Source organism: Bartonella sp. A05, from assembly GCF_026930145.1.
Taxonomy (GTDB): domain Bacteria; phylum Pseudomonadota; class Alphaproteobacteria; order Rhizobiales; family Rhizobiaceae; genus Bartonella.
Genome location: NZ_JANHOJ010000001.1, coordinates 22,743 through 36,762, shown reverse-complemented (window position 1 = coordinate 36,762; position 14,020 = coordinate 22,743). Strand labels below are relative to the sequence as shown.

General features: G+C 38.0%; 10 protein-coding genes and 1 tRNA gene. 8 read left to right on the top strand and 3 right to left on the bottom strand.

What is annotated here, in order from left to right; genetic code table 11:
- Positions 1–6 precede the first annotated feature (6 nt).
- Entirely contained in the window at positions 7–417 is a 411-nt protein-coding gene (gene mscL, locus NPX98_RS00140; RefSeq protein WP_269021924.1) for a large conductance mechanosensitive channel protein MscL, read from the bottom strand.
- Positions 418–743: 326 nt separating this feature from the next.
- On the opposite strand from mscL, the gene NPX98_RS00135 reads away from it, so the two are divergent.
- The 4 genes from NPX98_RS00135 (at position 744) to NPX98_RS00120 (ending at position 4,949) form a co-directional block, all read left to right on the top strand.
- Positions 744–1,832 carry a quinone-dependent dihydroorotate dehydrogenase gene (locus NPX98_RS00135; RefSeq protein WP_269021923.1) on the top strand — a complete coding sequence of 363 codons (1,089 nt, stop codon included), beginning with the start codon at positions 744–746 and terminating at the stop codon, positions 1,830–1,832.
- Between the two features lie 143 nt (positions 1,833–1,975).
- Positions 1,976–2,052: transfer RNA gene (locus NPX98_RS00130), tRNA-His, on the top strand.
- A gap of 174 nt (positions 2,053–2,226) precedes the next feature.
- Positions 2,227–3,654, top strand: coding sequence for a glutamine synthetase family protein (locus NPX98_RS00125; RefSeq protein ID WP_269021922.1), 1,428 nt, complete (start codon positions 2,227–2,229; stop codon positions 3,652–3,654).
- Positions 3,655–3,665: 11 nt separating this feature from the next.
- Positions 3,666–4,949 (top strand): NAD(P)/FAD-dependent oxidoreductase, encoded by a 1,284-nt coding sequence (locus tag NPX98_RS00120; RefSeq protein ID WP_269021921.1) that lies wholly within the window; start codon positions 3,666–3,668, stop codon positions 4,947–4,949.
- Positions 4,950–5,234: 285 nt separating this feature from the next.
- Here NPX98_RS00120 and folD read toward each other — a convergent pair whose 3' ends face one another.
- Positions 5,235–6,134 carry a bifunctional methylenetetrahydrofolate dehydrogenase/methenyltetrahydrofolate cyclohydrolase FolD gene (folD, locus tag NPX98_RS00115; RefSeq protein WP_269021920.1) on the bottom strand — a complete coding sequence of 300 codons (900 nt, stop codon included), beginning with the start codon at positions 6,132–6,134 and terminating at the stop codon, positions 5,235–5,237.
- Between the two features lie 321 nt (positions 6,135–6,455).
- On the opposite strand from folD, the gene NPX98_RS00110 reads away from it, so the two are divergent.
- Positions 6,456–8,336, top strand: a complete 1,881-nt coding sequence (locus tag NPX98_RS00110; RefSeq protein ID WP_269021918.1) for an AsmA family protein — start codon at positions 6,456–6,458, stop codon at positions 8,334–8,336.
- Between the two features lie 81 nt (positions 8,337–8,417).
- Here NPX98_RS00110 and NPX98_RS00105 read toward each other — a convergent pair whose 3' ends face one another.
- Complete coding sequence (locus NPX98_RS00105) at positions 8,418–8,561, bottom strand: hypothetical protein (RefSeq protein WP_269021917.1); 144 nt, start codon at positions 8,559–8,561, stop codon at positions 8,418–8,420.
- A 235-nt stretch (positions 8,562–8,796) separates the two neighbouring features.
- Here NPX98_RS00105 and NPX98_RS00100 point away from each other — a divergent pair, with 235 nt between their 5' ends.
- The 3 genes from NPX98_RS00100 (at position 8,797) to NPX98_RS00090 (ending at position 13,864) form a co-directional block, all read left to right on the top strand.
- Complete coding sequence (locus NPX98_RS00100) at positions 8,797–9,540, top strand: 16S rRNA (uracil(1498)-N(3))-methyltransferase (RefSeq protein WP_269021916.1); 744 nt, start codon at positions 8,797–8,799, stop codon at positions 9,538–9,540.
- Positions 9,541–9,610: 70 nt separating this feature from the next.
- Positions 9,611–10,984 carry a glutamate--cysteine ligase gene (locus NPX98_RS00095; protein WP_269021915.1) on the top strand — a complete coding sequence of 458 codons (1,374 nt, stop codon included), beginning with the start codon at positions 9,611–9,613 and terminating at the stop codon, positions 10,982–10,984.
- A gap of 915 nt (positions 10,985–11,899) precedes the next feature.
- A complete protein-coding gene (locus NPX98_RS00090; RefSeq protein WP_269021914.1) occupies positions 11,900–13,864 on the top strand; it encodes a DUF1561 family protein in 1,965 nt (654 codons plus the stop codon).
- The last annotated feature ends 156 nt before the right edge of the window (positions 13,865–14,020 follow it).

Below are 14,020 nucleotides of genomic sequence, written 5' to 3'. Positions count from 1 at the left end.
ATAAATCTATTTTTTTTGAATCAATAGATCTCTAATTTCTGTTAGAAGTTGTTCTTCAAGAGACATGGCTTTGGATGTTTCTGCTTTTTGTTGTTGACGCATTTTATTCATACCTTTGACAAATAGAAAAAGGATCCAAGCGATAATGAGAAAATTGATGAGCAGTGTTATAAAGTTTCCATAGCTAATAGTCGCTCCCGCTTCTTTTGCCGCGCTTAATGTTGCTTGTTTTTCGCCAGCGAGCTGAATAAACATATTAGAAAAGTCAATACCACCTGTGATAAAGCCAATGATTGGCATAAAAATATCATTAACAAGTGAATTGACCAAACCGCCAAAAGCGCTTCCTATAATCACACCGATGGCTAGATCAACCATATTGCCTTTTAAGGCAAATTCTTTGAATTCTTTAAGCATGACGTCTCCCTGTCTATGTATACAAGATACGATATTTTAAAACTATCGCTTTTGATGAAAAAGGAAAGAGAGGTCTTTATTTTTCTGAAGGATTATATTGTTATGGCAGACATCAACAATATTTCCCTATAGGATATGTTAAGAGCGCTAACAGAATGCTTTGTCTGGCTTAATACTACAGCATTTGATAAAGTTTAGATTAATTTAGCTTTTTTGCAGTGGTGATTTATCCTTCATTTGGATGCTGTTTCCTTTATAGCGATTTGTGATGCTAAAGCATTTAAATGAAATGTAAAAGATAGTTTTTATTGTGTGGAGAAAGATTGATGAGTTTCTTTCGTTGTATTGGTCGTTCTGCTTTATTTATGTTGGATCCAGAGCGTGCGCATCGTTTAGCAATTGCTGGGTTAAAAAGTGGATTAAACAGTTGTCAGAAGATTGTTGATACGCGTTTGAGGGTAACTGTTGCAGGTCTTGAGTTTGAAAATTTTGTCGGTCTGGCTGCAGGTTTTGATAAAAATGCAGAGGTTGTCGATGCTGTTTTACGTTTAGGATTTGGTTTCACTGAAATCGGTACAGTTACGCCAAGACCGCAGGTCGGAAATCCAAAACCACGACTTTTTCGTTTGATAGAAGATGAAGCAATTATAAATAGAATGGGCTTCAATAATGATGGTCATCAAATTGTTTACGACAGGCTTAACGCATATAACTTTGCTGGGATTGTTGGGATCAATATTGGTGCTAATAAAGATACAGTTGAAAAGATTGACGATTATACTGCTGGTATTGCTCGTTTTTATAATGTTGCTGATTATTTTACAGTAAATATTTCTTCACCTAATACACCGGGTTTACGAGATTTACAGGCGCGGGCTAGTTTGCGTCTTTTGATTAATGCGATTTCACAAGTGCGTGGTGAACAAAAGAAACAGTACGGGTTCTCTATTCCGATTTTTTTGAAAATTGCTCCGGATTTAACAGAGAAAGAATTAGACGATATTGCTGAAGAAATAAAACTTTCTGATTTTGAGGGTTTGATTGTTTCCAATACCACTCTTTCGCGTCAAGGTCTTCGGAATAGTGCCTTAATTGGTGAGCAGGGGGGGCTTTCAGGGCGTCCACTGTTTGAGCGTTCTACCATCGTACTTGCAAAAATGCGCCAAAAATTAGGCAAGAATATTGCAATTATTGGTGTTGGTGGTGTACGGGATGCACAGACAGCTTTGGAAAAAATTAAGGCTGGGGCAGACTTAATCCAATTATATAGTGGAATGGTTTATGAAGGGCCTGATCTTGCTGTAACCATTATGAAAGACATTTTACAGATTATGCTAAAAGATGGTGCCGATTCCATACAAGCTTATCGTGATCAGAGTGTTGATAATTGGGCAAAACGTACGCTTCCCGTGTGATAAAACTGTTATTTTTTAATAAAAACAGCAGGATTTTTTCAAAGGGGCTTGCAAACTCTTCTGATCTTACGTATTTGACACAAGAAGAAAGTAGGTATTGATCTCCATAGCAAATGGTTGTGATATGTTTGCTATTTATTTATGCGGTTGTAGCTCAGCTGGTTAGAGCGCTGGTTTGTGGCACCAGAGGTCGTAGGTTCAAATCCCACCAACCGTACCATTTTCTCGTTAACTTTGATATATAAGCAGCTTCAAAAGAGCGGGCGGCGTGTTTTATCTTGATAAAGTTTATGGCATACTTAAACAATCAAGGGAATGAAGTTTTGCGCGGCGTTTATGTATGAAATGATGCCATAACAAGACAGACTTGATGGATTGTTAAGGGTAATATGTTATGGCTGTAAGAGATAATGAGAAAATGAAAAGCAAGGATTGTAATTCTGTTCCCGATTTTTTAACAAATCTATGTGGTGTTAACAATTGGGAGCAAGTTTCACAATGGCTTGCATTCCGAAATGTGGAGGATATTGAGTGTATCACGCCAGATCAGGCGGGGGTCGCTCGTGGTAAAATGATGCTTTCTAAAAAATTTATATCAGATACATCATTGGCCTTGCCTTCAGCAGTTTTTATGGCAACCATTTCAGGAGATTATCCTGAAGATGGCAATGGTTTCGAATATCCCAAAACGGATGGTGATTGGCGTCTTGAGCCTGATCTTTCTACATTGAGCATTGTGCCATGGGAAGATGCTCCTACAGCACAAGTGATTTGCGATCTTGTATATCAAAATGGACAAGCGGTTGATTATACACCGCGCAATGTTTTGCGAAAAGTGATTGATTCTTATACTCAAATGGGTTTGAAACCGGTCGTCGCACCAGAAATTGAGTTTTATTTGGTGCAAAAAAATCCTGATCCTGATTATCCTTTAGAGCCTCCAGTTGGTCGTTCTGGGCGCTCGATTGGTGGCGGACAGGGGTATTCCATAGCTGGGGTTAATGAATTTGATGAGCTAATTGATGATATTTATCATTTTTCTGAAGAACAAGGGTTGGAAATTGATACCCTTATTCATGAGGAAGGGGCAGGTCAGTTTGAAATTAATTTACGTCATGGCCATCCTATGAAATTAGCGGATCAAGTTTTTATGTTTAAGAGAACTATTCGTGAAGCGGCACTTAAACATAATATGTATGCAACTTTTATGGCAAAGCCTATCCAGGGACAGCCAGGATCTGCTATGCATATTCACCAATCCGTTATAGATCAAAAAACTGGTACTAATATTTTTACGGAGCAGGATGGTAGGGAAAGTATATATTTTCGCTACTTTATTGGTGGATTGCAAAGGCATATGGCTGGAGTACTTGTTATGCTTGCTCCTTATGTTAATTCTTATCGGCGTCTCATGCCCGGTGGATCGGCTCCGGTTAATTTGCGATGGGGATATGATAATCGTACCACAGCTTTTCGTGTGCCACGTTCTGTTCCGCAGGGACGGCGTGTTGAGAATAGGCTTCCTTCATCAGATGCTAATCCTTATTTAGCACTTGCTGCTTCTTTGGCTTGTGGTCTCGTCGGTTTGCAGCAAAAGATTGAACCAGATGAGCCGGCGGCAAAAACTGTAAATGCTGATAACATTGAATTACCACGTGGGTTGATTGAGGCTGTCAACTTGTTTGAACAAGATCAAACATTGCGTGCTATTTTAGGGGATGCGTTTGTAAGCACTTATGCTGCTATTAAACGACAGGAATTTGAAACTTTTATGGAAGTTATTAGTCCATGGGAGCGTGAATATCTCTTGCTTAATGTTTAAGTCTTATTACTATGATTGATTATAATCCGATTTCTCCAGGAACTTCTTGGTATGAAGATGCTTTAGAAGAACGTCCATCTTATCCGGTTATTAGCGAACACATACAGTGTGATGTTGCGATTATTGGAGGTGGTTTTACAGGGCTTTCAGCTGCTTATCATTTAGCTAAGGAGGGAATGAGCGTTGTCTTATGTGAAGCATCCCGTTTTGGTGATGGTGCTTCTGGGCGGAATGGTGGACAATTGGGAACAGGTCAAAGACAATGGGTGGAAACGCTGGAGAAAAAATACGGTTTTGAACGAAGCAAAGCGCTGTTTGATTTAGCTGAAGAGGCCAAAAGAGATATTTTATCTTGGTGTGCTATGCCCGATTGTAATATTGACTTTATGGTAGGCCAGCTATCCGTTACACATAAAAAACGTGAGATAAGGGCTTACCAACAGCATGTCGAGACATTGCAGCGTTATGGTTATCATGGTCTTACTTCTATGGATAAGGCTGAAGTTGATGAACGGCTAGGATCCTCTTTTTATCAGGGGGGTATCTATGATGCAGATACTGGTCATATCAATCCTTTAAAACTGATTATTTGGTTGGCTCAAAAAGCAAAAAAGGCTGGTGCTAAACTTTATGAGAAGACGCAGGCAACAGCGGTAGAGCAGAATAATGGAAAATGCATAGTGACGACAAAACGAGGGAACATTACAGCGGAGAATATTTTATTGGCAACCAATGCATATAATTTGGGATTGCAGCATTTTGTTGAAAAAAATATTGTTTCTATTCGCTCTTATATTGGAGCAACTGAACCATTACCAAAGCATAGCTCTATTCTTCCGAGGGGGGAAGCGGTGGATGATTCCCGTTTTATGGTTCGATATTTTCGGAAGAGTATTGATAATTGCCTATTATTTGGTGGGGTAGAAAGTTATGATAATCAACATCCGGTTAATTTAGGTGCACGTATAGGTCGACAGATTATTGAAGTTTATCCACAGTTGCAGTCTATAAATTTGACTCATTATTGGGGAGCTACGGTGGCAATTACAGTTGAGCGTATGCCCTATGTGCGCCAACTTAAACCGGGGATCACTTATTGTGGTGGATATTCTGGGCATGGAGTTACGCTTGCTCCCTTTATGGGAAAATTATATGCTGAGTGGCTATCTGGGAAGCATGAGCGTTTTAAATATTTTCAAGATTTAAAGATTTCATCCTTTCCAGGTGGAAAAATTTTGCGTTTTCCGCTTGTATTTTTAGCAATGAATTGGTTTTCTCTTATGGATCGTTTTTAATTGATTATTATGCAAAACAAAGAGAATTAATGTTCTGTTGGGATCTGTTTACATGAATAGTGAAGGTTTCTTTATTAGTAGAGTGGAAAAATAAATAAGTTCATGATCTGTAAAGTTATTCCAGTATCTTATTTTTATGGCAATAGGGATTGAAGGAAACATAAATTTATTTTTTCTTTTTATCGTTGAGATTACGTAAGGCAAAAGTGCAAGCACCAACATCTGTCATTGAAACCTTCACGGAGGCTTTGCATTATTTGCGAAGCAGCGAGATTTCTAAAATTGTTAGATTTGTGGTAGGGATAAATTATGGGCTCGAGTAGTAGCTTTAAGTGTATTAACCATGAGCATAGCAATAGTCATAGGACCAACTCCACCCGGAACAGGAGTGATAGCTGAAGCTTTCGTTTTTATTTCTTCGAAATCGACATCACCGACAATACGTGTTTTGTTTTTGCCTTTTTCTGGCGCTTCAATTCGATTAATGCCAACATCAATGACAATAGCACCGTCTTTGACCCATTCTTTTTTTATCAATTGTGGACGGCCAACAGCAGCCACTAAAATATCAGCACTGCGGCATACTTCATCAAGGTCACGGGTTCGACTGTGAGCGATGGTCACAGTAGCATTGGCTGCTGTTAAAAGGGCTGCCATAGGCTTTCCGACAATGTTTGAGCGCCCAACGATTACAGCATCAAGACCAGACAAATCTCGTCCGCATAGTTGTTCAATCATCATCATAGCACCTGCTGGTGTGCAGGGAATGGTTGTATCTTCAAATACACCAGCTGCAAGTTTTCCTATATTGATATAGTGAAAACCATCAATATCTTTCTGAACGGCAATGGCTTGTGTGACCTTGTTTGTATTAATATGGGCAGGTAGGGGAAGCTGTACTAAAATACCATGGATTTTAGGATCAGCATTGAGTGTTTCGATGAGCTGAAGAAGCTTTTCTTCTTGTATTTCTTTGGAAACCATATGCTTAACTGAAAAAAAACCGCATTCTTCAGCTTTTTTACTTTTTGATGTGACATATATTTGGCTTGCAGGATCATCTCCAACAATAATAACAGCGATACCAGGCTGTATTTCGTATTTATTGCGGAGTTTTTGTGTTTCATTCTTCACTTTAACAAGAATGTCTTCAGCAAGTTTTTTTCCGTCAATAATATTGTTCATAAGGTGATCCTTTCGATAGGAGTATTTGGTATTCTGTAAAGCACTTTCTGATAATAAACATAAAGTTTTATAGCAATATTTAATTTATAGCGAGAAAGATAGATGAATGATTTTTGTGTATTTTTTAACTTTGTAAAAATATTTAAAATAATATCTTCTGAAGAAGCAGTAACGTTGCTGTTCCAACAAAGTTTGAATAAGAAGGAGAATAATTGGCCTATTAAATAGATATAACGGATTTTAGAATTATAAAGATCTTTTTTAGTTGTCATTATTATCTGATGTATATTTATGATAGAAATGAAAGTATAGAGGAAAATTGTGTACGTTGGGATAATAAAATTTTTAATCGGAATTTTTATTGCAGTCATTTTGTTATTTGGAGCTGCTGTTCTTGTGTTGCCTTATGTCGTATCAACAGATGCAATTCGTATCCGTTTAGCGCAGGATTTGAGTGCATGGACTGGTCATAATGTGCAATTGCGTAATCCTCCACGGTTGAATCTTTTCCCCTATCCGAAAGCATTTCTTTCAGGTGTTACTTTAACTCCCGACATTGATGATGTTATACCTTTGATGGATGCTGAATCGATAGAAGTTGATCTTTCTCTTGTTGATCTCCTTTGGGGGCGTGTTTCTTTTTCAGAGACGCGAATTGTACGTCCACAATTTGTTATGGAAAAGCCTGTTAAAACAGTGACTGGTTTTTTTGATACGCTTTCACGGTCTCAAGGGACATTAGGTTTAGCGATACGTAATGCTCGTGAAATTGTTGAGCGCAATCCTGATCATCCAGATGTAACGCGTCTTTTAAACCAACCTTTTGGGCGTATTGTGATTGAAAATGGTTCGCTTGTATATCGTAATAATCTTTCTGGTGTGTCGGAAAAAATAACAGGATTAAATGCTGCTATAGACTGGCCTGAATCGACACAGTCTGCGCGGTTTCATGCAAGTGCTCGTTGGCATGGAGAGTTGACGGAATTATTGATTAATGCTGATCAGGCTTTATTGCTTTTGGCGGGAGGGGAAAGCCAGCTTAGAGCGAGTTTTAATTCTTTGCGTGGAGGTATAACGTTTACAGGGAAAGCGAGATTATCTGAATATTATATTTTTGATGGAAAGATATCAATGCGTTCTCCGGGCTTAGATCAGACATTGGCTTGGATTGGTAAGCATCAGCTTTGGGATCATAGATTAAAAATACCTATTGTGTGGGAATCGCGTTTTTTAGCGCAGCCAACGCGTATCCAATTGAATAATGTTGTATTTTCAATGGGCGCAGCAAGTGCGCGTGGAGCGTTAGAGCTCGATATTCAAAACTATGTGCCTGTTATAAGCGGATCTTTGGGCTTTGATAATCTGGACATTAATATATTGAAAACGATATTCTCTTCAGTTGAAGAAGAGAATAAATTTTTTGATATGACATTTTTCGATCGCATAGGGTTAGATGTGCGACTTTCAGCACCGCAAGCAACAGTAGAGGACATTACTCTTACTAATTTAGCAGCTGCAATACAGATTAGAAATGGACAAGGTATTTTTGATCTTGGAAATGCTCATGTTTTTGGTGGATCTGTACAGAGCAATATTCAAATTGTGCCAGATGGTAAAAAAATACGCGTTGAAGGTCGTGTTTCGGGTATTTCTGTTGATGCTCAGGCTGTCTCAAGAGCTTTAGGATTGTCTCCATTCGTGCAGGCTAAAACCAATTTGATTGTGACGATGCAAATGCTTGCGCATGGTTGGTCAAAAAGCCTTGTGCAGATGCAGGGTCAATTAACATTGGATATGGCTTCTGGACGATTATTGGGATATGATTTAGATGATTTGCAGCATAAACTTTTAGAAAATGAGCAGTTTCTTTTGACACACGACAATCTGCTTTCAACGTCCTTTGATCGTTTGAATATTAAAGCAAGTTTTTCAGATGGTATGATGACGGTAACAGAATTATTAATGCATACGGCGGATTGGAATTTATCTCTTCAGAAAAGAATTGCAGCTTCTAATGCTACAAATAAGCTAGATGAATTGACATTACAGGCTCGATTGCAAAAAAACAATCGCTCAGAGACTTTATGCAAAGATGTTCAGTGTCTTGCTAATAGTCTTGCGTATCCCTTTGTTTTTGCACTTAATCCCACAGGGCAGACTTTCGGAAATTTTTTGGTTAAGATAAATCCTAATAACAATTGAACCCTCATGACCCACAGTCATTTTAGAAAATAACTAGAATATTATTTTGGTATAAAATTATCAGGACATATAGGTATGTGTCTACTGAAACTGAGAAGAGATGCCGTAGCCATCTTCGGAGATTGTCACATTTTCATCTGCTCCAACTGAGCCAATTCCTACAGTGATCAGAATAAAGGTTAAAACTGTAGAAATAGTAATAGCTGTAGCTTTTTTTGCAGACATATTTTTCTCCAATTACAAGGTAAGCCATTAGGGGCAATGATGAATGTATTTTGTTATAAATTTTCATGAAAGAAGAATCATTTAACATTTTATTTGTTCCATTATTTATTTAATAAAGGCGAAAAATTCTATTATTTTTTCAATATATTTTGCTCTATGCGTTTGATTTTTTATTTTGATTGTGCTTTTCTCCTTGTTTTCTTGACGATTGCAGTTGGCTTTGGCACGATTTTTTATGCGCGCAAATTATAAACTTCAAAGGTTGTTCATTCGACAACCACTCGCATTAAATGAAGAAATAGTGTTAGAGGGTTCACAAGTTTCTTATCTCGTACATGTTTTGCGTATGAAGGAGGGAGCTGAAATTTTGCTTTTTAATGGGCAAGACGGTGAGTGGCTTGCCAAGCTTATTAGCATTCAGAAAAAAATTGTGGTTATGCAGATTATTCAACAGGAAAGATTGCAAACAGGCTCTTCAGGTCTTATTTATTGTTTTGCTCCACTCAAACATGCGCGTTTAGATTACATGATACAAAAGGCTGTAGAAATGGGAATATCTGTTTTGCAGCCTGTGATAACGCATCATACTCAAGTTACGCGTATCAATGTAGCGCGCGTAGAGGCTAATATCATTGAGGCTGCTGAACAATGCGGAATTTTATCTTTGCCGGAATGTAAAGTTGCTATATCATTAAAAACGCTTTTAGCGCATTGGGATGAAACATGCTCTTTGTTTTTTTGTGATGAGTCACACGAAACATATAATTCGCTTTCTCTTTTGAAAAAGCACGGAACGACCCCGCTTGGCGTTCTTATTGGGCCCGAAGGTGGGTTTAGTGAAGAAGAACGTATATTTTTAAAGAAGCACCCTTTTGTTATTTCTATGTCGTTAGGTTCACGTATTTTACGCGCTGATACTGCAGCCGTTGCTGCATTGGCTCTTATTAATGCTACGATAGAAAACAAGTCAATTAATTAAGAATCTTGTAATATCATTCAAAACGTTTCATTTAAAGTAATGGAATTATAATGATAGGATACAATAAGTTATGGCGCTTGATTTGACTGATGAACGTAAAATTCACAACTTAGATTCTTTGGTTAGCTATTTTCAAGGGGGCTGTAAAGTAGAAAACGATTGGCGTATCGGTACAGAACATGAGAAATTTCCATTTTATGTAAATGGTCTCCGTCCTGTTCCATATGAAGGGGAAAAAGGTATTCGTGCGCTTTTAGAAGGGATGCAAGAAGCTCTAGGATGGAAGGCTATTATAGATGAAGGAAATATTATTGGGCTTGTAGGATCAGTTGGTCAAGGTGCAATCTCTTTGGAACCTGGAGGGCAGTTTGAATTATCTGGTGCTCCGTTGAAAACAATAGGCCATACGTATTGTGAGGTCATGGAGCATTTGACTCTCCTTAAAAAAATTTCAGAGCCATTGGGGATTGGTTTTCTAGGCATTGGTGCTAGCCCAAAATGGACTTTAGCTGAAACGCCGCGAATGCCCAAGTCGCGTTATCGGATTATGACGAATTATATGCCGCAAGTTGGCTATGATGGTCTGAATATGATGTATCGGACAGCAACTATCCAAGTTAATCTTGATTTTTCATCTGAAAGTGATATGCGGCGAAAAATGCAGGTATCCATGAAGTTGCAGTCTATAGCGACAGCACTCTTCGCCCGCTCTCCTTTTACGGAAGGGTATCCAAATGGTTTTTTGTCGTGGCGTTCTAACATTTGGCGGGATACTGATAATCAGAGGACAGGGATACTCCCTTTTGTATTTTCTGAGCGATTTGGTTTTTCGGATTACGTTGAATGGGCACTAGATGTTCCGATGTATTTCGTTGTGCGTGAAGGGCATTATCATGATTGTACACATGTGACTTTTCGTCAATTTATGAATGGAGCGCTAAAAGGGCAGATTGCAGATGCGACGCCAACTTTAGGAGATTGGATTAATCATTTGTCGACTTTGTTTCCCGAAGTACGCTTAAAGCGTTTTTTGGAAATGAGAGGTGCTGATGGTGGTTCTTGTCGGCATATCTGTGCGTTATCTGCTTTTTGGGTTGGCCTCCTTTATGATAGTGAAGCATTGAATGAGGCGGAGGCTTTGACAAAAGATTGGTGTTTTGAAGAAGTTTTGGATATGCGTGAACGTGTCCCTAAAGAGGGGCTAAAAGCACCTTTTCGTCAGACTATCATTTTAGAATTAGCACGTCAGGCTGTTGCTATTTCACGTAAGGGTTTAAAAAATCGTAAGCAGTATGATGCTGATGGTTGTGATGAAACGCATTTTCTTGATCCTTTGGAAGCAGTAATTGCAGTGGGTCAAACAGATGCAGAAATATTGGTATCCAATTACCATTCTATTTGGGGTGGATCTGTGGAGCCCGCGTTTTTAGAGTATGCTTTTTAAGCAAAAAATACCCTTACTTAGAAGAGAAGGGATTTGCGATATGGTAGTAAGCATTTGATTTACAGAGATTTGTAAATCAGTTGAATGCAATCAGAGAATATGTTTCTATATTTTTATGTTTTTACAGTACGAATCCATTCTTAAATTAGTGCTGCTCACATTAGAAATTTCATTTATATAAGAGGTTATTGTGCTATTTTCTGAATGAGTCAATCTTGGTATTTTTAGATTGAATAGCTATCTCAGGCTTTGACTATTTTGACATTCTTCATTAGAGCAAGGCATTTTATTTGATCAATAATTTGAAGTTTCTTTTTAAAGTTACAGTTTTGGGGAGAAGAGCTTTTTTGAGTTCTATTACGTTTTTATACATCAATGTATTCCAATGATTTTTAAAAAATCTATGTATTTGATGAATATGACATTTTATGAAGTTAGAGTTATTGATATGCAAATGACACCAACAGAATGAGTATTCGTGCTTAATAGTCACAATAGCTACAAAGTTTTTGGTTATATTACTGTTTGCTTGATGCAGATTTATAAAATATAATAATATGTGAATATGTTCTATTTTGTCAATTTTGTGTTCTTTGTAAGAAACAATTTTGAAGGCTTATTATATTTTCAATATAGCACGTAAGTTTATTAAACCAATTGGTGATATGTGCATATATTACGCTAAACCAGCAGATATAGCCGCGTTGATACATGTAATCTTGGTTTATTTTTGATAATAACAAAATGACTAATTTTTATTTTGAATATGTTTGTCATAATTTTGTATTTTTATTTGGATAGATTAGACCTCTTTTGCCTTAAAGAAGCCTTAAATTGAGACTAGGCGCTAAGCTGTGTTTGTGCTGTCAATGCACAAGGAAATTTCATCTTTTAATTCAGAGTGATTATAATTTTATGAAAAAACATAGTTTGAAATTGTTTTTATTTTTTTGTGCCTTTTTATTACAGGTGAATGCTCTTTTTGCCCATTCTGTTGTTGAGAAGGGACCTGTAAATGATGATATTTATCTTAGGTTTCGTAGCAAGACTGTTTCTCAAAAGCTTCCTGATAAGCCCATTGATAAGTCTATACGTGTTAAGGTTCATACCGGATATGAGTATTGCTATGCTCCCGCGTTTGTGGATGGTGAAAGCTATGTTTACATTGACAATTGCTCTTCTTCTAGCGCTCAGTTTGCCAGATATGATGTTTTTCAGAGGGTCGCTTGGAAGATTGAAGATGTTTGGTTATGTATGACTGCTCCTAGTTCTGTTACGGGGATTGACGGAAAAGCAACAGAGAATTGGGATTATATTTTATTGAGGCCGTGCGTCATCAATGATGCAAATCAGCGTTGGATCATTAAAAACAATGCTTTTTATACGGCTGATGAGAAATTCCGCGTGAAGGATTATAAGTGGTATGCTTATATTTCAAAAACCGAAGGAGATTACTACAATCATACCCTCAGTTCCACGATGGATACTTGGACCAAAACGATTGCTGCTCCTGGTAATATTAGTCTCAAAACGTCTTTAGGTTGGAAATTAGCAAGTAGCTCTGGTTTCGACATGTATTATGTTTCGGACAATGGTTCTCAAACAAATGTCTATGATCTTTACTACAATCCAGAAAATGGACACATTGCTAGATATTTTCCTTCCTCTGGAGTACTTTCTTGCATGATTTCCCAGCAATCCTCTTCAAATGATTGGAATTGGGTCGATTGGAGATTTTGTAAAGACATTGTTTCACCTCAAAAAGACATCGGCTATTGGGATATTTCTATTTTGAATGGACGCGACGGGCCAATTTTGGACCATCAGGGTAATTTTTTAAGAGTGACCCGCTATGGTTCCAATTGGGGGTTCCCTTATACGGCTAAATCTAGTTATTTGAAAGGGGATACAACCCACTCTCCAACATCAGAATTTGTTTTGTCTTATGATATTCAGCGGTGGAATGGTTATGTGCGTGGGAATTTAGGGGATTCTCTTGCTTATTGCCCCGCTCCTGGCCATAAGAAGACTGTCGTTCAGTCTACAAAACGATTGAAGAGATCTTTGCCTTCTACTTTCAAATTGAACGAAGCATGGCGCAAACGGCTTTATGATATTGCTACTTCTACAGCAGATACTACATTTGCAGCAGGTGCGTGTGGTCCTTGCATGTTACAATCTTTGCAGATGATCGCGGAGCTTCAAGAATATCATTCAAGAAATCCTCTTACCAGTGGAGGTTATTTCTTTGATACAGCACCTAATAGGGATCCAATGCGGTCATTAATTCACAGATACCCTTCAGTGTATAATTTCTTGAGTGATCTTCCTCGACATCAAGGTACTCCTTTGCATCCAGGAGAAACGAATAATGATATTGCTTTCAGATTAGTGACTACAACAGCACAGACTCTTTTACCACGTTTTGAGTGGAGAGCATCAAACTTAGCAACGAATCGCAATGATATTCGCAGTGCTATCCAACAGCTTTTAGCGGCAGAACCTGGAACAATGTGGATTGGTTTTGTTGCTTATACGTTTCCAGGTGGAGAAACGGGTAGACATGCACTGCCAATTTTACGGACTTCAGCTGGTCTTAAGGTTATTCCGACAAATACAAGAATGAATTTTTCTCAATTCGTTAACGATGTTTCAGAAACAACAGATCCTGATCTTGTCTTATTACGGCTTGCTCAAAGAGGAAATGGAACCGTTGTTTCTTTTGCAACAGTGCAGCTGATTGGTGTAGCACAAGAGCCTTTGAGTGTTGTTATCTCTCAAAACAACTGTACTGGAGAAGGGGATGATAGAAGAGGAAGTGGACAGTTTCCAAGGAGTGCAACGGTGAATCAATGTGCCAGTGGGAGATGTGCACTTTGAGGAAATTAAAATACCTGTGTCCTTTAAACGTCTAGGCATTTAAAATGAGTTGTTTTTCTGTTACGCGATATCAGGGTTTATAGCTCGGTATTTACATGAATTCTTTATTCATTGGATAAAGAAAGCAGCTTGTTCTCATCTTATATAAGATTGCGA

Excerpts from the sequence above, each read along its gene's own strand:
- mscL (WP_269021924.1), bottom strand. The coding sequence starts at position 417 with ATGCTTAAAGAATTCAAAGAATTTGCCTTAAAAGGCAATATGGTTGAT.
- NPX98_RS00135 (WP_269021923.1), top strand. The coding sequence starts at position 744 with ATGAGTTTCTTTCGTTGTATTGGTCGTTCTGCTTTATTTATGTTGGAT.
- NPX98_RS00125 (WP_269021922.1), top strand. The coding sequence starts at position 2,227 with ATGGCTGTAAGAGATAATGAGAAAATGAAAAGCAAGGATTGTAATTCT.
- NPX98_RS00120 (WP_269021921.1), top strand. The coding sequence starts at position 3,666 with ATGATTGATTATAATCCGATTTCTCCAGGAACTTCTTGGTATGAAGAT.
- folD (WP_269021920.1), bottom strand. The coding sequence starts at position 6,134 with ATGAACAATATTATTGACGGAAAAAAACTTGCTGAAGACATTCTTGTT.
- NPX98_RS00105 (WP_269021917.1), bottom strand. The coding sequence starts at position 8,561 with ATGTCTGCAAAAAAAGCTACAGCTATTACTATTTCTACAGTTTTAACC.
- NPX98_RS00100 (WP_269021916.1), top strand. The coding sequence starts at position 8,797 with ATGCGCGCAAATTATAAACTTCAAAGGTTGTTCATTCGACAACCACTC.
- NPX98_RS00095 (WP_269021915.1), top strand. The coding sequence starts at position 9,611 with ATGGCGCTTGATTTGACTGATGAACGTAAAATTCACAACTTAGATTCT.
- NPX98_RS00090 (WP_269021914.1), top strand. The coding sequence starts at position 11,900 with ATGAAAAAACATAGTTTGAAATTGTTTTTATTTTTTTGTGCCTTTTTA.